The organism is Sporosarcina cascadiensis, from assembly GCF_009650995.1.
GTDB classification, from domain to species: Bacteria; Bacillota; Bacilli; order Bacillales_A; family Planococcaceae; genus Sporosarcina; species Sporosarcina cascadiensis.
This window is the reverse complement of sequence record NZ_WHVV01000001.1, coordinates 378446-396659: the sequence shown is the minus strand read 5'-3', so window position 1 is coordinate 396659 and position 18214 is coordinate 378446. Positions and strand designations below refer to the sequence as shown.

General features: G+C 43.4%; 13 protein-coding genes and 1 pseudogene. 11 read left to right on the top strand and 3 right to left on the bottom strand.

The genetic code is table 11. The annotated features are described in order from the left end of the window. Positions 1-76 precede the first annotated feature (76 nt). The 4 genes from GDZ68_RS01950 to GDZ68_RS01935 all read left to right on the top strand — a co-directional run bounded on the left by GDZ68_RS01950 (position 77) and on the right by GDZ68_RS01935 (position 8450). Complete coding sequence (locus GDZ68_RS01950) at positions 77-1651, top strand: peptide chain release factor 3 (RefSeq protein WP_153720586.1); 1575 nt, start codon at positions 77-79, stop codon at positions 1649-1651. Between the two features lie 1078 nt (positions 1652-2729). After that, a complete protein-coding gene (locus tag GDZ68_RS01945) occupies positions 2730-5801 on the top strand; it encodes an efflux RND transporter permease subunit (protein WP_153720585.1) in 3072 nt (1023 codons plus the stop codon). 396 nt (positions 5802-6197) lie between these two features. After that, the gene (locus GDZ68_RS01940) at positions 6198-6956 is read left to right on the top strand and encodes a TerC family protein (RefSeq protein WP_153720584.1); all 759 of its coding nucleotides are present in this window, start codon (positions 6198-6200) and stop codon (positions 6954-6956) included. 144 nt (positions 6957-7100) lie between these two features. Continuing rightward, positions 7101-8450 (top strand): TrkH family potassium uptake protein, encoded by a 1350-nt coding sequence (locus GDZ68_RS01935; RefSeq protein WP_153720583.1) that lies wholly within the window; start codon positions 7101-7103, stop codon positions 8448-8450. A 46-nt stretch (positions 8451-8496) separates the two neighbouring features. Here the strand turns inward: GDZ68_RS01935 and GDZ68_RS01930 are convergent, their stop codons facing one another. Further along, a complete protein-coding gene (locus GDZ68_RS01930) occupies positions 8497-10260 on the bottom strand; it encodes a B12-binding domain-containing radical SAM protein (protein ID WP_153720582.1) in 1764 nt (587 codons plus the stop codon). Positions 10261-10458: 198 nt separating this feature from the next. Between GDZ68_RS01930 and GDZ68_RS01925 the strand changes: the two genes are divergently transcribed. Then, entirely contained in the window at positions 10459-11865 is a 1407-nt protein-coding gene (locus GDZ68_RS01925; RefSeq protein ID WP_228550972.1) for an ATP-binding protein, read from the top strand. A gap of 44 nt (positions 11866-11909) precedes the next feature. Here the strand turns inward: GDZ68_RS01925 and GDZ68_RS01920 are convergent, their stop codons facing one another. Both GDZ68_RS01920 and GDZ68_RS01915 read right to left on the bottom strand, forming a co-directional pair. After that, positions 11910-12563 (bottom strand): hypothetical protein, encoded by a 654-nt coding sequence (locus GDZ68_RS01920; RefSeq protein WP_153720580.1) that lies wholly within the window; start codon positions 12561-12563, stop codon positions 11910-11912. Positions 12564-12622: 59 nt separating this feature from the next. Beyond that, positions 12623-12805 (bottom strand): annotated as a pseudogene (locus GDZ68_RS01915) (YkvS family protein); the annotation flags it as partial. Between the two features lie 814 nt (positions 12806-13619). Here GDZ68_RS01915 and GDZ68_RS18380 point away from each other — a divergent pair. From GDZ68_RS18380 to GDZ68_RS01885, 6 genes are all read left to right on the top strand, one after another. After that, positions 13620-13793: a Spo0E family sporulation regulatory protein-aspartic acid phosphatase gene (locus GDZ68_RS18380; protein WP_153720579.1), complete on the top strand. Its 174-nt coding sequence runs from the start codon at positions 13620-13622 to the stop codon at positions 13791-13793. A 181-nt stretch (positions 13794-13974) separates the two neighbouring features. Beyond that, entirely contained in the window at positions 13975-14844 is an 870-nt protein-coding gene (locus GDZ68_RS01905) for an NAD(P)-dependent oxidoreductase (RefSeq protein WP_153720578.1), read from the top strand. Positions 14845-14949: 105 nt separating this feature from the next. Beyond that, the gene (locus tag GDZ68_RS01900) at positions 14950-15180 is read left to right on the top strand and encodes a hypothetical protein (protein ID WP_153720577.1); all 231 of its coding nucleotides are present in this window, start codon (positions 14950-14952) and stop codon (positions 15178-15180) included. A 138-nt stretch (positions 15181-15318) separates the two neighbouring features. Then, entirely contained in the window at positions 15319-15759 is a 441-nt protein-coding gene (gene cbpB / locus GDZ68_RS01895) for a cyclic-di-AMP-binding protein CbpB (protein ID WP_153720576.1), read from the top strand. 139 nt (positions 15760-15898) lie between these two features. Then, positions 15899-17338: an MDR family MFS transporter gene (locus GDZ68_RS01890; protein WP_194841028.1), complete on the top strand. Its 1440-nt coding sequence runs from the start codon at positions 15899-15901 to the stop codon at positions 17336-17338. Continuing rightward, positions 17325-18212, top strand: a complete 888-nt coding sequence (locus GDZ68_RS01885; RefSeq protein ID WP_153720674.1) for a LysR family transcriptional regulator — start codon at positions 17325-17327, stop codon at positions 18210-18212. The genes GDZ68_RS01890 and GDZ68_RS01885 overlap by 14 nt, the downstream gene beginning before the upstream one ends. Positions 18213-18214 lie beyond the last annotated feature (2 nt).

Here is an 18214-nt window from a genome sequence, read left to right as displayed (position 1 = left end):
ATCAGTGAAAAAACATTGATTTGCCGCAGTATACTCTCTATGATAGAAAACGTAAACATAAAGGAGAGTTCCCACGATGGAAAATAAGATTCAAGATGAAATAAATTCACGGCGCACCTTTGCGATCATTTCGCACCCGGATGCCGGTAAAACAACTATTACAGAAAAACTTTTATATTTTGGCGGTGCGATTCGTGATGCCGGAACAGTAAAAGGTAAGAAATCCGGTAAATTTGCGACTTCGGACTGGATGGAAATCGAGAAGCAGCGCGGAATTTCGGTTACGTCTTCTGTTTTGCAGTTTGATTATGATGGAAAGCGCGTCAATATTTTGGATACACCCGGCCACGAAGACTTCAGTGAAGATACGTATCGTACACTGATGGCGGTAGATGCGGCAGTCATGATGGTGGATTCTGCAAAAGGTATCGAACCACAGACGATTAAACTGTTTAAAGTCTGCCGGATGCGCGGTATTCCGATTTTTACTTTCATCAATAAAATGGACCGTCAAGGTAAAGAACCGCTTGAATTGATGGAGGAATTGGAAGAAGTACTCGGCATCCAGTCCTATGCAATGAACTGGCCGATCGGGATGGGGAAAGAATTTCTCGGTATTTATGACCGCTTTAATCAGCGTGTCGAGCTGGCGCGTCCTGATGCTGAGGAAAGATTTCTGCCGATCACTGAAGACGGCGGGCTTGCTGTTGAGCATCCGATGACTGAGACTTCTTATTATAAGCAGGCTCTTGAAGACGTTATGCTGTTAAACGAAGCCGGAAATGATTTTGATGAAGAACGCATAGCAGTAGGTGAATTAACACCTGTATTTTTCGGAAGTGCATTAACTAACTTCGGTGTTCAGACGTTTCTTGAGACATTCCTGCAGTTTGCTCCGACGCCGCAGCCCAGAAAAACACGTGAGGGGGAAGATGTTGAACCGGAATCCGAAGTGTTCTCAGGTTTTATCTTTAAGATCCAGGCGAATATGAACCCTGCACACCGTGACCGGATTGCATTTGTGCGAATCGTTTCCGGACATTTTGACAGAGGTATGACGGTTACTGTGCCGAGACTGTCTAAAAACTTCAAGCTGTCTCAGACGACACAGTTTTTGGCGGATGACCGTGAAACTGTCAATGAAGCAGTGGCGGGTGACATCATCGGTCTGTATGATACAGGAAACTACCAGATCGGCGATACCGTAATCGGCGGAAAAGCCAACTTCCAATTTGAAGCACTGCCTCAGTTTACACCGGAACTGTTTGTCAGAGTCTCGGCGAAGAACGTCATGAAATCCAAGCAGTTCCATAAAGGGATTCTGCAGCTCGTGCAGGAAGGTGCGATTCAGTATTACAAAACGCTGCACACGGAAGAAGTAATTCTAGGTGCAGTCGGACAGCTTCAATTTGAAGTGTTTGAACATCGCATGAGAGCGGAATATCATGTGGATGTACAGATGGAGACAATGGGCTCAAAAGTAGCACGCTGGATCGAGAACGAGGAAGAGGTTAAAGAATCCATGGCCGGCCAGCGTGCTTTGCTGGTCAAAGACCGTTACGACCGAAAAGTATTCCTTTTCGAAAATGATTTTGCGATGCGCTGGTTCCAGGATAAATTCCCGGACATTAAATTGTATAATCAGCTTTAAATATATTGCCAGCAGACCCGGTAGGATTCGTTAATATCCAACCGGGTCGTTTGTTAAAATGGCTGCATTGTGCGGTTCCGCTGCCCGACTTTGCTAGCGGTTTGAATGAAGTGTGAGTTTGCAGTTTAAACCCGCTTCGGCGCTGGGGGATTGCCAGAGAAGTTTCGCGGATGATCATTGTATCCGCTGAAGCGCTCATAGTCCGGCTCCAGCCGCTCATACAAACCGGCCGCGTGATCATTCGACTCGGCCGTGTGATCATACTACAGCCCGCCGTGATCATTGAACCCGCCTCCGCGCTCATAGCCGCTCCGCAGTAGCGCCTATGCTGGTATGTGGAATGCAGGACATGTAGTTTTCCGGTATGTAGTGGATTTAATTGGTGTGGTTTCGTTGCGCGACCTTGCGGGAGGTTTGAACGAAGTGTGAGTTTGCAGTTTAAACCCGCTGCGGCGCTGGGGGATTGCCTTACGCTGTGAGCCAGCTGGCAAAGATCACGCCAGTTGTCACACAGCAACGGCCGACCCCGCAGTTGCGCCTTCGCTGGTGTGGGGAATGGACATCTTGTTACCTTTTTACAGTGTGAGAGTATAATTGGCGTCTTTTCGTCTCTTGATTTTGCAAACGCATTGATCACAAGAACTTTTGCCTTTGCAGGATGATAAGTATTGCATGAAAAATCTTCCCCATTGTAATTGCTCCAAATAGTGTGCCCATACTGCCTGCTCTCACAAAAAGTCTTAAAACACCAGCCAGTGTACCGGAGTGGAAGGCGGCGACTCCGGGAGGATCAGCCCGACAGGTAAGACAACTTGCGGGAGCTAAGCGACCAAGTTGGCTTACCGCGGGCCCTCCGGAACGCGTCCGCCTGGAACGCAGGGAAACGGTCTCTCTACACTCACCCGCTCTTCACACTGCATAATATAAGTTTTTAAGTTAGCACAATACAGCAGTCAAAGAATTTTCAATTGTTGTAATTTGATTTGATTTCTCCTAGTTCCCATGATGAAAGTAATAGTGACAAATGGTATGGTAGGAAGGTATAAACTTTTCAAAAGTGACAGAGAGGAATAGATGTATGAAGATTAGCAGCTTTTCAATAAAACGCCCTGTATTTACATTAGTCACGATGTTTTTAGTCATCATTTTGGGAGCCGTCTCGTTCTTCAAAATTCCGATGACGCTCATACCTGATTTGAACCCGCCGGTCGCAGTAGTTGTCACCAATTATCCCGGTGCCTCTCCGACAGAAGTAAGTGAGAAAATCACCAAACCACTGGAAGAAAGTTTATCTACCGCTCCTGGTTTGAAATCGATGCAGTCTTCGTCGCAGGAAGGCGCCAACTTAATTTTCCTGCAATTTGACTGGTCTTCCTCAATTGACGATGTGCAGATGGATATTCTGCAGCGAATCGATCAGGTACAGGTTCCAGACGGGGCAAATAAACCCCGCTTCATGAAGTTTGACCCTTCTCAATTCCCGGTTATTCAACTGTCACTGCGTACAGATGATGCCAAAGCGGATATCAGAAGTATCGCTGAGGACTTGGAGAAAGAACTGCGCCGCATTGACGGTGTCGCCAGTGTTAACGTCTCAGGAAAAATCATTGAAGACGTACAGGTGATTTTAGATCCTGATAAATTGAAAGAACATGGTCTTGGACAATCGGAAGTTGTACAAATGATCCAGGCAAGCAATGTATCGATGCCAGGTGATCCGATTGACACCAATGACGGCCGAACATTAACAACTAGAATTATCAGCTCCCTGCAGAGCATTTCGGATATCCGTGACATTCAGCTTGGCGCGAATCCATTTACCGGAGCAAAAATAAAAGTTTCAGATGTGGCAGACGTAGCTATGCTTGAACCGAAAGCGCAGACAGAAACACGGGCCAATGATGAACAGGCCGTTCTAATGTCAGTGTTGCAAGAATCAGGCGCCAACACGGCAACTGTTTCAAAAGAATTTAAAAAATCCTTGGATGATTTATTGAAAAAGGATGCCTATAAGAGCATTGATTCCAATATACTTTTTGACCAGGGAGACTATGTAAAGCTGGCAATCGGAAATATCGGACAGTCACTGATTCTCGGCGGTGTGTTCGCAATGCTAGTGCTGTTCTTATTTTTGCGCGGAATCAAAAGCCCGATAATTATCGGTGTAGCCATTCCTTATTCTGTCATCGTCACATTCGTTCTGATGTATTTTGCGAACTTCTCGCTGAATATCATGACGCTCGGTGCGCTGGCGCTTGGAATCGGGATGCTTGTCGATAACGCCATTGTCGTAATAGAAAATATTGAACGGCATCTAGCCATGGGCAAAGATCCGAAAGTTGCCGCGAATGAAGGCTCGAAAGAAGTGGGAGGCGCGATTACCGCTTCCACACTGACAACTCTCGCTGTATTTGTACCGGTTATATTCATCAGTGGATTAATTGGGCAGATATTTACTGAATTCGCTTTGACGATTTCATTCAGTTTAGCGGCTTCATTAGTTGTGGCATTGACAGTTGTACCGATGCTTGCGAGCCGTATGCTGAAAACGCCGAATAAAAACCTTGATGCCAGAAAACGCCGTTCGAAAAAATGGCAGACATTTGAAACGACAGTCAAGTGGGCGCTTGCACACCGAATTGTTGTCCTGGTTTTAACGACTGTGCTGCTGGGAGCAAGCGGATTCGGTCTATTCAAAGTTGGTACTGAATTCCTGCCAGCAACAGATGAAGGATTCTTCAGTATTAATGTAAAATTGCCGAACGGTTCTTCTCTTGATTCGACAAATGACGTTGTAAAACGCATTGAGGATAAAATCAAGAAAGAAAAAGATGTGGAAGTGTATGTCAGCTTAGTGGGAGGCACACAGCAAAGCATGGCGCAGGGCGGTTCGGAAGGTAATATGGCCGAGATTTCCGTCAAATTAGTGCCGCTTGATGAACGTGATCGTTCTGTCTTCGAATTTGTCGACAAAGTGCAGCCTAAAGTATTGGATGAAATTGGAGAAGATGCAGACGTCAGCTTCAATATGCAGACGGCGGCAGGGTCCAGCCCGAACACGCTGAACTTCTCGCTGCATGATACCGATGAAGCGCGTTTGGATGAAGCCGTCACTAAGCTTGATGCTGAACTGCGGAAGATGGACTCCGTTACAGAAGTCAAAAATGACTTAGTTGATACAGTTGAAGAAGTGAAAGTGGAAGTAGACCGTCAGAAAGCGTCGGATGCGGGATTGGCGCCATATCAAATTGCGCAGACCGTCAGTGACGTGACACGCGGGGTTTTCGCTACACAGATTGTTTGGAAAACAGGAGAAGTAATTGGCGTGAATGTCAGTTACGATGAAAGCTTCCGCAACGGTGTAGATAAATTGAAAGAGCTTGAACTGAAAACGCCGCTCGATACGTATGTGAAACTGAAAGATGTAGCCAATGTGAAAATTGCTGAAGGCCCTGTGGCGATTCAGCGGGTTGATCAGGCACACTCCATTTCCTTCACAGTGAAGTATCTGTCGGATGAATCTCTCGGTGAAATGACGAAGCGGGTAAACGATCTGGTAGACGATCTGAACTTGCCGAATGAAGTGGAACTTTCATACGGCGGAGACCGCGAACTATTCGAAAGCGCGATTAATGATATGCTGATGGCCATCATCCTGGCTGTTGTCTTAGTTTATATCGTGATGGCTGCACAGTTCGAATCGTTTAAATATCCATTCGTCATCATGTTCTCCGTACCTTTGATGATCATCGGGGTGTCGCTCGGACTTCTGGCGACCAGTACACCGGTCAGCGTGACAGCAGTCATTGGAGTGCTCATACTCGTCGGGATTGTAGTCAACAACGGGATTGTACTTGTTGATTACATCAACCAAAGAAAAGAAGCGGGACTCAGCTCATATGATGCGATTATTTCTTCAGTCAGAGACCGTGTTCGCCCGATTCTTATGACGGCACTCACAACGATTCTGGGGCTCCTGCCATTAGCACTGGCACTGGGCGAAGGAACGGAAATGAATCAGCCGATGGGAATTGCAGTAATTGGCGGACTTATCAGCTCAACATTCCTGACACTCTATATTGTGCCAGTAATTTATAGCTTATTCGATCGTGAAACAAGACGCAGCGCCAAAGAAGTAAAAGCTAAATAATTGAAGCGGACCGGCAGAGAAAGATTTATTCTCCCTGCCGGTCTTTTGTATACAACGTATTGTTGAATAATTCACTGCAGCGGGAAGTATAATGGCATGGATGACATATGGTACGGTTTATGTCTGCGAATATGAATAGACGGCACCTGCACTATTTACAATGCAGAGTTATTATGTTATTATACTTTAAAAGTATCCAATAACTTAATAACTTTTGACGCAATGTCAAGGGGGAGTAGCTATAGGGAAACCTATTTCATAATCGTCAATACATGGCTGTTACGGGCCATCGGTTATGATAGCTGGATTTTGCACGTTAAATTCCGACTTAGCGAGACCTTTGCCTATTATTAGGTGAGGGTCTTTTTATATTGTAAAAAACAGGGAGGAATACCGTTGGATCCGATTTTATTAGAATATGCATGGGTACTCGTTGTACTGATTGTTCTCGAAGGCTTACTGGCCACAGACAACGCCGTCGTGATGGCGGTCATGGTCAAACATTTACCAAAACCGCAGCAAAAGAAAGCACTGTTTTACGGCTTAGTCGGGGCGTTCGTTTTCCGCTTCACTGCATTGTTCATGATTACATTCCTCGTGAAATTCTGGGAAATCCAAGCGATCGGTGCAGCTTACTTGCTAATCATCGCCGGTAAAAATATATATGATAAGCTGACCCATCATCAAGCGAATCATCCAAACAAGAAGCCCAAAAAGCAATCAGGTTTCTGGATGACCGTAGTAAAGGTGGAATTAGCAGATATTGCCTTTGCTTTAGATTCCATGCTGGCGGCAGTCGCGCTTGCCGTTACGTTGCCTGAACTGGGGACTTTCCATATCGGCGGCATCAACGGCGGACAGTTTGCGGTTATGCTTCTTGGCGGAATGATCGGCCTGATCATGATTCGTTTCGCAGCAAAGCAATTCGTCGTGTTGCTCGAGAAATATCCGACACTCGAAACGGCAGCATTCTTAATTGTCGGCTGGGTAGGGGTAAAGCTGGTCGTCTTAACACTTGCACACCCTGCATTGCTGATTATTCCGGAGTCATTCCCGCACTCTACTTTGTGGAAATCAATATTCTGGGTAGTATTGCTGGTTCTGGCAGGCGGAGGCTATTTGCTGGCTGTTGCGAAACACAAAATAAAAAAATAACTTTAGGCAGTCCCTTCTTTTGCGAAGGGGCTGTTTGTTTGTAAAACAGTAATAGTGTAAAATACTTGCTAATGCTATCTTTTCTTCAAAGCTTTTGATAATGTAGGAAAATGGAGTTTCCGTAATGAAAGGAATATGAAAAAGATGAGGCTTTCCAGGGAAGTTTTACATAAATTCACACCGGCACAAATCATTGTGTTCTATTATTTCTTAGCTATCGCTTCCTCGTTTCTGCTGTTGAATCTGCCTGGCGTTTATAAGCCGGGTGTAAAAGTTGCATTCATTGACAGCCTGTTTACTGCTGTGAGTGCCGTCAGTGTTACCGGGCTGACTCCAATCAGTATAGGGGAGACGTACTCTGTATTTGGCCTTTGCATGCTCATGCTCGTACTGCAGCTAGGTGGAATCGGCATCATGTCAATAGGCACATTCTTCTGGCTGCTGGTTAAAAAACGTATTGGCATGCGGGAACGTCAGCTGATTATGGTCGATACAAACCAGTATTCACTGCAAGGGCTCGTCCAGCTGATACGCCATATCATTCAGCTGATTGTTGCGATTGAGCTGGTAGGCGGAGCAATCTTGACATTATATATTTATCGTTTTTATGACTCCTTCAGTGATGCGCTATTGAACGGAATGTTCATGGCGGTATCCGCTACGACCAATGCCGGATTTGATATTACCGGTCAGTCGATGATGATTTATAAAGATGATTATTTTGTTCAGTTGGTACTTATGGTTTTAATTGTGCTAGGGGCAATCGGATTCCCAGTGCTGATTGAAGTTAAAGCATTCTTTTCAAAAAAAGTGCCGCATTTCCGTTTTTCTCTTTTCACTAAAATTACAACTGCTACATTTGGTTTACTGCTGGTTTTCGGTACCCTGATGATTTGGCTTCTGGAGTCTTTTCATTCGTATAAAGGCATGAGCTGGCATCAGCAGCTGTTTACTTCTTTATTTCATTCCGTATCTGCGCGTTCAGCGGGACTGGTCACATACGACGTGACGAATTTCAGTGAAGCAACAGACATATTTGTCAGCCTGCTGATGTTTATCGGTGCATCGCCGAGTTCGGTAGGCGGCGGAATCCGAACAACAACTTTTGCGATTGCCCTGCTGTTTCTTATTAACTTTGCCAGAGGGAATGACGTCATCCACATATTCAAGCGTCAAATTAAATTAATTGATGTATTCCGTTCATATGCGGTGATATTGGTTGCTTGTTTTATGGTAATGGCTGCGCTGTTGCTGCTTCTGTTGACTGAACCGGGCATACCGGTTGTCCCTTTGCTGTTTGAGATTACTTCCGCTTTTGGAACATGCGGCATGTCGCTCGGTGTCACTTCCGAATTATCAGCCATAGGGAAGCTGATTATCATGGTATTGATGTTTATTGGACGGGTCGGCTTAATTTCATTTATCTACACTTTAGGCGGTAAAACGAATAAAACACCGTATCATTATCCTAAGGAACGTGTAATTATTGGGTGATACTTGAAAAAGCAGGATTGGGAGAATAACATCCCAATCCTGCTTTTTATGTGAATTGCTGTTGCAGTGATGCAAACGTCTTGTCAGACAGATGGTAATACCGCGCTTTCTGACCTGGTGTGTATTGTACAACCAGATAGCCGGGGATCGCTGAAACAGTGAAGTCTTCTTCTAACTTAGCAGCCGTTTGCGTGATGAATACTTGTTTTCGGATCGTTCGGTCGGTATGGCCGAGTGATTCAAAATTCTCTCCCAAAATATGCGGAGAGCGGACAAGCAGCTGGTTGATTTCATTCAATTGATCTTCTGCCAGCTCCGAATTCCACCAAATTTTTCTCGGCAGGAATTTCTGATGCAGTAAATAATCTATTTTCAGCAAACTGACTGCGATTTGTGTATCGACCTTCAGTACTTCTTTCAAAAAACGTTCCAGCCGGGTGAATAAATCTTCAAATTGATGACCGATCCGAGACCACCCCTGCTTTTCCCAAAATGCGCCAAACAGCTGAAAGAAGTCGAACGGTGTCTCGACCAATTCGGTGACAATATACTCCATCGAATGAATAAAACGACCTGAATTCCAATATTTCTCCAAAATATCTTCTGTTTGTTTGATTCGCAGCATATCATCAAAAGACAGTACATTGTTGGAGACAATTTCATAAGGAGCTGTGTCGATATAACGATAGCCGAATTCTTCAGCTTGAATACGTAAGCCTGTTCCGCGTAAAAGCTTTAAAAAGCCGAGCTGAAGTTCTTCCGGACGCAATGCAAATACTTCATTGAACGTATCCCGGAATGAGCTATAATCCTCTTCGGGCAGTCCCGCTATCAAATCGAGATGCTGTGCGATTTTGCCGCCTTCTTTAACCATGGTGACAGTGCGTGAAAGCTTCGTGAAATTCTGGCGTCTCTTTACAAGTTCATTTGTTAGATCATTTGTCGATTGAACTCCAATCTCGAACCGAAACAAACCAGGAGGTGCTTCTTGGTTAAGAAATTCGATCACTTCGGGACGCATGATATCTCCCGTAATTTCGAATTGGAATACGGTTCCAGGCAAATGTTCATCAATCAAGAACTGGAAGACTTCCATCGCGTAACTGCGGCTGATATTAAATGTGCGATCGACGAATTTGAATGTCTTGACTCCGTTCTTCATTAAATAACGTATGTCATCCTTAATTGCTTCACGATTGAAATAACGCACGCCGACTTCTATGGAAGAAAGGCAGAATTGGCACGAGAAAGGACAGCCCCGGCTCGTCTCGATATACATGACGCGTGTAGACAGTTGGGGTAAGTCTTCTACGAAACGGAAAGGGGACGGCAATGTGCGCAAATCCAGTTTTGGACCGGGTGCAGTGATTTTCAACGTTTCATTTTCCCGATAAGCAATACCCTGCACGCTCGATAAATCTTTTTTTTCGTCAATCGCGGTTAAAAGATCTTTAAATGTCTGCTCTCCTTCGCCAATGACTATATAATCAATTTCTGGAGTCCGCTCAAGCCATTGGTCATAATCGTATGAGACTTCCGGTCCGCCGCAGACAATAATAGTTTCAGGTCTTGTAAGTTTCAGTAAGCGAATAACTTTCAGGGTTTCTTCTATATTCCATATATAAACACTAAATCCGACAACATCCGGTGAATGTTGATACAACTCAGAAACGATTGATAATGTCGGATCGTTTATCGTGAACTCAGCTAGAATGCATGAATACTCTGGCTCTGCATAAGCTTTTAAATAACGGATTGCGATATTTGTATGTATATACTTGGCATTTAGGGTGGATAAAACGATATTCATGGTAAAACTCCTTATTCCTTTGTAATAGTATAAATAGTAAATTAAAGGTGACTAAGTACCTATTTTTTGTATTTTGAATATGTGACATAATGTTACTTAACAGTTTATATTTCCAATTTTGAAAAACTTCTACTAGGAAACTTTACGACTTATCATCAGTAACGGTTAAGATCTGAACGAGGGGGTTGTAATTTGGTAATGCATTCAGTGGGTATCGATAAATTTCTGGAAAGTTCTCTTTATAAGATCATGATCAATAAACACGGCGACATTCTCGGCATGACTAATGCATTGAAAGGTTTGACGAATCAAGATAATGAGCCGAAACACATTTCAGATTTATTTGATGTTGACCTTCTTGAAAAAATTGAACTGCACCTGTTGGATCGAGATTTTCAGCGCGGGCATCTCCAAAATGGATTAACCGGAAAGCTTCTTCTTAAGAAAAAAACTTTTGCATCTTGCTATATTATATACCAGCCGCAAAGCGAAAGGGCAATTATCACGATAAAAACTTCAGAGCAAAAAAGGGAATTTTTTAAAGTATATGAAAATGCTTTTCAGGAAGCAGATATTCCTATGGGTATCTTCAATGAATGGGGTTTATTTGTATCGGTCAACGATCGGTTTAAAAAACTGGATTTTTATCGTGATACAGGTTTACTGCATCTTAAAACTTTCCTTAAAGCACTTCATCATGAAAATGAATTTTGTATTGCGACCCATATACGCAATACACGTAAAAATGGTCTAACTCAATCGAGATGGGCATATCATGGCAAAAATCAAACCTGCTATTATAATATCACCACGCAATTAGATCAAGCGACAGATTTATTTGTCATAAAATTGATTGATGTGACCGAAGAGGAAAATTTATTACGGTTATTGGCCCACTCAGACCAATTATCCACGACAGGTGAAATTGCAGCGAGCGTGGCACATGAAATTAGAAATCCTATGACAACTCTACAGGGATTTCTTCAGTTATTAGAGCATGAAGTAGAAGGAAATGCACAGAAATACGTCATGATCATTCAAGAGGAAGTTAAGCGAATGAATGATATTCTCAATGAAATGCTGAGTCTCTCGAAGCCTTCCACAGACGTAATGAGTCTGTTCTCCTTAGATTCGCTAGTTGATGAAGTACTGCTTTTATTGCGTCCAAAAGCCTTACTCGACCAAATTAATCTAGTGTATGAAAATTTTATCGAAGAACCTTTGCTGATAAAAGGCAACCCAAACCGTATAAAGCAAATATTCGTCAATCTTATTAAGAACTCAATGGAAGCGATGGATTCCAGCGGTACGCTCACTGTGAACTTGTATGAAGGGGATGCCAAAACTGTGGATGTGATGATCGCTGACACGGGGACCGGCATGAGTCCGGAAATACTGGAAACTATTTTTTTACCATTCGTTACTTTGAAAGAAGGAGGGACCGGCTTAGGACTCCCTTTTGTTAAAAAGACAGTGAATGAATACGGAGGAAACATTTCTGTCAAGAGTGAGGTAGGCAAAGGTACAGAATTTCTCATATCTTTTCCGCGTGCTATTTTAGCATCTGAGAGCGAGTTAGAAGACAAGATCATATCCTTTTCCTGAACATATTATAAAAACCCGATCACCAGGTGATCGGGTTTTTACTATTACTTAATTGTAGAAGCCATTTTTCTGAACTTTTCAATTTGTTCATTGTTTTCTTCTGCATAAATAGTCACTCGAACTAACTTATCTTCACGTTCCATGACATAGCCTTCAAAATAACCTTCTCCAGACTCAGCTTTGGCTCCTTTAACGCTAAGGAAGCCTTCGCCTTTAGGAAGATCAGCTTCCTCTGTCAATTCTGTGATGTCTGTCCCATCGCTGGACGCTTTTAAGAGTTCTTCCATGTTTTCATACCACTCATCAAAACTGAAAGCTTCTCCGCCCTTTTCAGACGTTTCAATACGCATGAATGTTGCGCTGTCTTCGTCAGAATACAAGCTGTCTCTTCCGGGTTCTTCACTTGTTAATGAATAACCGGGGATGACCATGATGGAATAATCCTGTTCATCGCTTTTTGTTTCGACTGCATCTTTAAGCAAGTCATCTTGTTCAGTGCTGTCTGCCGCTGCATCTTTATCGACAGCAGCGTCAGTATCTTCCTCGATATCTGTCTCCGGCTCAGCTGCAGGTTCTTCTACAGGAGCCTCGTCGTTCGCATCTGTTTTTCCATTGTCATCAGCGTCGGAAGTCCCGCATGCTGCGAGAAGTAAAGATGCTGCCAATGAAGCGGAAATAATACCCCATTTGATGTTCATATTGTGACACTCCTTTATTTACGATTCTACTAATTGGACGGAACAGCAGAGAGAAGGTTTCATTCTTTTGCGCTGTGTATGATCGTATAGCGTTTATGGTTGATTACAGTTTTCTCTTCCATCTCCAGCTCGTTGAAATCCTCCATGTATGTTAAATCCACAATAACGGAATTTTCATTGACCTTTTCTACAATTCCCTGTAATCCTTCTTTGAACTCAATAATATCTCCGACTTCTGCAATTGTCATCATGTAACTTCCTTTCTATCTTCGTGAATTACTCTCTATTAGTAGAGCAGTGAAAATTTTTTCTTGAGAATTACTTTCTAGTTTGCCTGAAAACTTACAAAAGGTAAAGAGTTATCTACTAAAAGTTATGAGTCTGCCCTAAAAACTGTTCTTGACAACTTGTCCTGTACGTACTGCGAAAATCATACTGCATTTTGCATGGTGTGTATTTGCAGTTCAAACCCGCTTCGACGCTGGGGAATTGCCTTACGCTATGAGCCTACTGGCGAAGAACATGCCAGCAGTCTCACAGCAACGGCTAACCCCGCAGTTGCGCCTTCGCTGGTATTGGAGAAATTATGTCATACTGCTCTTTTGCAGAGTATGGACTTAGTTGGTATGGTTTTCGTTTCTCGACTTTGTAAACGCATTGAACAAAAGAAGCTAAGCCTTTGCGGAATGATAAGTAATGCATGAAATTCCACACTTCTTATACCAATCTAAGACAGTATGCTTATACTGCCCACTCACATAAAAAGTATTGAAAAACCAGCCAGTGTACCGGAGTGGAAGGCGGCGACTCTGAGAGGATCAGCCCGACAGGTGAGACAACTTGCGGGAGCGAAGCGACCAAGTTGGCTCACCGCGGGCCCTCCAGAACGCGTCCGCCTGGAACGCAGGGAAACGGTCTCCTTTCACTTACCTTTCTATACTGCAAATTTAAATAAAAGACGAAACTGTCGGAATATGTCGATAACTTTATAGCGCATTTCGTTCATGTTTTTAGTATAATGAAAAGTAATGCTACTTGTGATGGAAGGTGTAAGAGGTGGAGTGTAACTGTGAGCTTGAAATTGAACGTCTCAGAGCGCAGCTGTTGAAAGTTGCAGAAGATGAAGGCTTAGACTCTGAGCGTACTGTGGTACTGAGTCGGGAACTGGATTTACTGATTAATGAATTCGAAAAACACAAAGCAGAAAATGTTATAAAAAAAATTTTATGATTTAGGTTTATATAGATGCCAATCGGGGGATAATATAATCGAACACAGCAACATTCTCATTTCCCCCTTTTGTGGATCGATCATATAACTATGGTCGGTCCTCTTTTTTTGTTTGGTTCGTTGTAAAAATATTTCAACTTCGATACGATAGTACATAGAAACAGCAAAAAGGAGTGGTATGATGAATCAAGAAAAAATTGCGTTTATTGGAACCGGTGTCATGGGTGCCAGTATCGTAAAACATTTATTGAAAGCTTCTTATGACGTATCCATTTTTACGAGAACGAAATCTAAAGCAGATCCGCTTGTTGAATTAGGCGCGAAGTGGGCGGATACGGTGGGAGATGCTGTAAAGGGAGCAGATATCGTCTTTACGATGATCGGTATGCCATCCGATGTGGAAGAAGTCTATTTTTCGGAGAATGGTATTTTTTCTAATGGCCACCCATCTCAAATTATCGTGGATATGACTACTTCCAGCCCTGATTTAGCTGTCAAGATCGCAGAAAAAGCTGAAGTGCTTCAAATGAAGTCACTCGACGCTCCGGTTTCCGGCGGCGACGTAGGAGCCCGCAACGGCACGCTGTCCATCATGTGTGGCGGGGAGAAGGCGCTTTTTGATCGTTTATTGCCTGTGTTATCTGTGTTCGGCAAGCAGATTGTCTATCAGGGACCTGCGGGAGCGGGCCAGCATACAAAAATGTGCAATCAAATTATTGTTGCAGGAAATATGATCGGTGCCTGTGAATCATTGGCTTACGCGATGAAGTCGGGTTTAAACCCGGATACCATGCTGCAGTCAGTCATGTCCGGTGCAGCGGGCTCGTTCTGTTTATCTAATCTCGGTCCGCGTATTATAGAAGGAGACTATGAACCGGGATTTTTCGTAAAACATTTCGTTAAAGACTTAAATATTGCATTGCAGGAATCAGAAAGACTCAACTTGGACTTGCCGGGCCTGAAGCTGGCGCGCAAAACGTATTCAGAGCTGATAGAGCAGGGATATGGCGAAAAAGGCACCCAGGTTTTGATTAAACACTATATCGATTGATTTGAACGGCAGAAGTAAGAGCTGCTGCTAAAACTGATATCTTCACATAAATTTCAACATGCTGCACATCCTATTATCAATAATGATGCAGAGGAGTGATCGAGCATGTTCGATATTTGGCTATGGCCCATGGTATTTGTCAGTGCCATCATGCTGGCGATTTGTTTAGCAGGACTCAGAAAATCAAGCCGTGCGCTGCAGCTGAGTGAAAGAGATCAAATTCCCAATGCTGCAGCAAACCATCCATTTACAATGAATCCGCTATTATGGATTATACTTGTCGCATCTGTCTTTACCTTCATTGTCATATTTTATTACTGGGCCTCTTTCTATTAACGAAAGAGGTTTTTTGTTTGTGGAAACTATCCTTCTTTTGAGGTTAAAAAAGGCTAATTGTGGTATGATGGAATGGATACAGGCAGACGAACTTTTAGACATTTTGTATTTGATGATGAACAGAAGGAGCGATTAGGTATGGTTTCTATAAATAATAAAGATTTTCTCTTTGCACCAATAGCCGATCAGATCATTTCTTCGGAAAAAGTTGCCCATGTACAAATCGGCAATAACGCAGAACACGCTCTTCTCGTTTTAACGAAGACAGGTTATTCTGCCATTCCTGTGCTGGACCATCAGTATCATTTAAAAGGTTTGCTCGGGATTGGTATGATAACAGATTCCATATTGGGGATGGAACGCATTGAATATGAACGGCTGGAAGATATTAAAGTGGATGAAATTATGGATACTTCACTTCCTACTATTCGTGTGACGGATCGGTTTCAGCGTGCTATGGATCTATTAATTAATCATCCGTTTCTTTGTGTGACAGAAGAAGACGGTACATTTGCGGGGATTTTAACAAGACGAGTGATTTTAAAAGAATTCAAGAAATATATTTATAGCTCTCAGTAAAAGAGAATTGCAGACTAGCAACAAATTTCAAGAGTAGATTTATACAAAAGGCTCCCTTAATGGAGTCTTTTTCTTATAGAAAGGAGTCAGAAGGGACTTGCAAAAAGAAACTAAAAAGCCGCTTGTACTTGCCGCCGTTATGCTTGCAATGTTTGTCAGTGCAGTGGAAGCGACCATCGTTACGACTGCGATGCCGACAATTGCTTCAGAACTTGGCGGCTTTTCGCGCTACAGCTGGATTTTTTCATCTTACTTGCTAATGAGCACGGTCACTGTCCTCATTTATGGAAAACTTGCGGATATTTTTGGCAGAAAGCCTGTTTTCTTTATCGGATTGGCCATCTTTTTACTGGGTTCAGTCCTTTGCGGCTTTGCAGTTTCAATGGAACAGCTTATTGTCTATCGTCTGATTCAAGGACTGGGTGCCGGAGCGGTTATGCCGATAGCGACAACAATCGTAGGCGATATTTACACAACAGAAGAACGCGCAAAAATCCAAGGCTATCTGTCAAGCGTGTGGGGGATTTCCGCAGTATCGGGTCCGGTCATCGGCGGATTGCTGGTCCAATACGTCAACTGGCAGTTTGTATTTTGGGTCAATGTGCCGCTTGGACTTCTGTCAATGGCAGGGATTTACCTGTTTCTGCATGAGCCGAAAAGGACTCAGAAAGCCTCCATCGATTATAAAGGTGCCTTCCTGTTAACTGCAGGTTTATCTTCAATTCTGATCTGGCTTGTGGAAGGAGGTCAGGCTTTCGGCCGTCTGTCAGCCATCAGTTTACTGCTGCTGTCACTGTCAGCTGTTATGTTCTTTTTGTTTTTCAGTCAGGAAAAAAAGGCTGCAAATCCTTTGATTTCATTCAGTATATGGAAAAACCCTGTAATTCTGTATGCGAATCTGGTGTCTTTAACAACTGGTATTATTCTAATTGGAATTTCATCTTATCTTCCCACCTATGTTTCCGGAGTGATGGAGCAGCCGGCAATTATTGCCGGATTTACACTGACTACTATGTCGATCGGCTGGCCTTTAGCTTCTTCAATGGCCGGACATTTATTGTTGCGGTTCGGTCCGTTTCTTGTATCTTTTGCAGGCGGTATTTCATTAGTGATTGGTGCACTGATGTTCGTTTTCATGACTGCTGTTTTGGGGCCTGTCTGGGCAGCTTGTTCCAGTTTCTTTATCGGGGTCGGAATGGGTCTGACGAATACTTCTTTCATCGTTACCATACAAGGAGCCGTGCCCCGCGAGCAGAGAGGTTCAGCAACAGCTGCAAATATGTTTATGAAAAACTTTGGCAATACAATTGGCGCATCTGTATTCGGTGCAATATTGAACGGCGCTCTGCTGTCATACTTCGCTTCTAATCAGCTGACGAACACAGTTGACGATGTCAATACGATGCTGACGAATGAAGGCCGTAAATCTATTCCGTCTCATGAACTGGTGAGTTTGCAGGAAGGTCTGGCAAATTCCCTGCATTGGGTCTACCTGGCAATATTCGTCTTTGCGCTGATCAGTCTTTTGCTGATTTTACGAATTCCAAGAGGAAAGGTGTATGAACATGTCAACAACTGAGCTTGATATTATAAAAGCATTAGCGGAAGAAGGAAATATGCGCAAAGCTTCAGAACGTCTGCATTTATCGCAGCCTGCCTTGTCACAACGTCTGCAGACCATTGAAAAAGAGTGGGGAATGCTGCTGTTTATTCGCTCGCAAAAGGGGCTGGAACCTACGCCAGCCGGGGAGCATGTGATTGCGTATGCAAAAGAGTCCCTGGCAAAACGAGATGAAACCCTCGAGATGATTGCATCGCTTGAAGACAAAGTCCATGGAACGCTGAAAATTGCCTGTGCCTCGATTATTGGCCAGACGTGGCTGCCGCAGGTTCTGAAAGATTATGTGACATTATATCCGGATGCCAAAATTTCTTTGATGACCGGCTGGAGTTCTGAAATATCTAAAGCTCTGTATGAAGGCGAGGCGCATATCGGTATTGTCAGAGGGCAGACAGATTGGAAAAGTAACCGGGTGTATTTATTCAGGGATCAGCTCTATTTGGTAGATCGGGAAATCTCCACAATTGACGAGCTAAAAGACACGGATCGGCATTTTATTCAATTTAAAAGTGATTCCAATTATTATATGGAAATTCAGCGCTGGTGGCATAAACATTTTAATCAAAACCCGAGCCGCCAGATTATTGTAGATCAGATTGAAACGTGTAAACAGCTTGCTTTGAATGGCGTTGGTTACGCGATCTTGCCTTCCATTACTCTTTCGGGAGATGAGCGGGTAAATCGTATTCCTTTGTTGAACAGTGAAGAAGAGTTTGAACTGACGAGAGATACTTGGCTGATCGGCTATAATTCCACTTTCGAATTAAAACAAGTAAATGCTTTTGTCGAGATCGTGCAGAAGTATGCAGAAATCTTGCGCAAGGAGCAATAAAA

Excerpts from the sequence above, each read along its gene's own strand:
- GDZ68_RS01950 (WP_153720586.1), top strand. The coding sequence starts at position 77 with ATGGAAAATAAGATTCAAGATGAAATAAATTCACGGCGCACCTTTGCG.
- GDZ68_RS01945 (WP_153720585.1), top strand. The coding sequence starts at position 2,730 with ATGAAGATTAGCAGCTTTTCAATAAAACGCCCTGTATTTACATTAGTC.
- GDZ68_RS01935 (WP_153720583.1), top strand. The coding sequence starts at position 7,101 with ATGAGGCTTTCCAGGGAAGTTTTACATAAATTCACACCGGCACAAATC.
- GDZ68_RS01930 (WP_153720582.1), bottom strand. The coding sequence starts at position 10,260 with ATGAATATCGTTTTATCCACCCTAAATGCCAAGTATATACATACAAAT.
- GDZ68_RS01925 (WP_228550972.1), top strand. The coding sequence starts at position 10,459 with ATGCATTCAGTGGGTATCGATAAATTTCTGGAAAGTTCTCTTTATAAG.
- GDZ68_RS01920 (WP_153720580.1), bottom strand. The coding sequence starts at position 12,563 with ATGAACATCAAATGGGGTATTATTTCCGCTTCATTGGCAGCATCTTTA.
- GDZ68_RS01905 (WP_153720578.1), top strand. The coding sequence starts at position 13,975 with ATGAATCAAGAAAAAATTGCGTTTATTGGAACCGGTGTCATGGGTGCC.
- GDZ68_RS01900 (WP_153720577.1), top strand. The coding sequence starts at position 14,950 with ATGTTCGATATTTGGCTATGGCCCATGGTATTTGTCAGTGCCATCATG.
- cbpB (WP_153720576.1), top strand. The coding sequence starts at position 15,319 with ATGGTTTCTATAAATAATAAAGATTTTCTCTTTGCACCAATAGCCGAT.
- GDZ68_RS01890 (WP_194841028.1), top strand. The coding sequence starts at position 15,899 with ATGCTTGCAATGTTTGTCAGTGCAGTGGAAGCGACCATCGTTACGACT.
- GDZ68_RS01885 (WP_153720674.1), top strand. The coding sequence starts at position 17,325 with ATGTCAACAACTGAGCTTGATATTATAAAAGCATTAGCGGAAGAAGGA.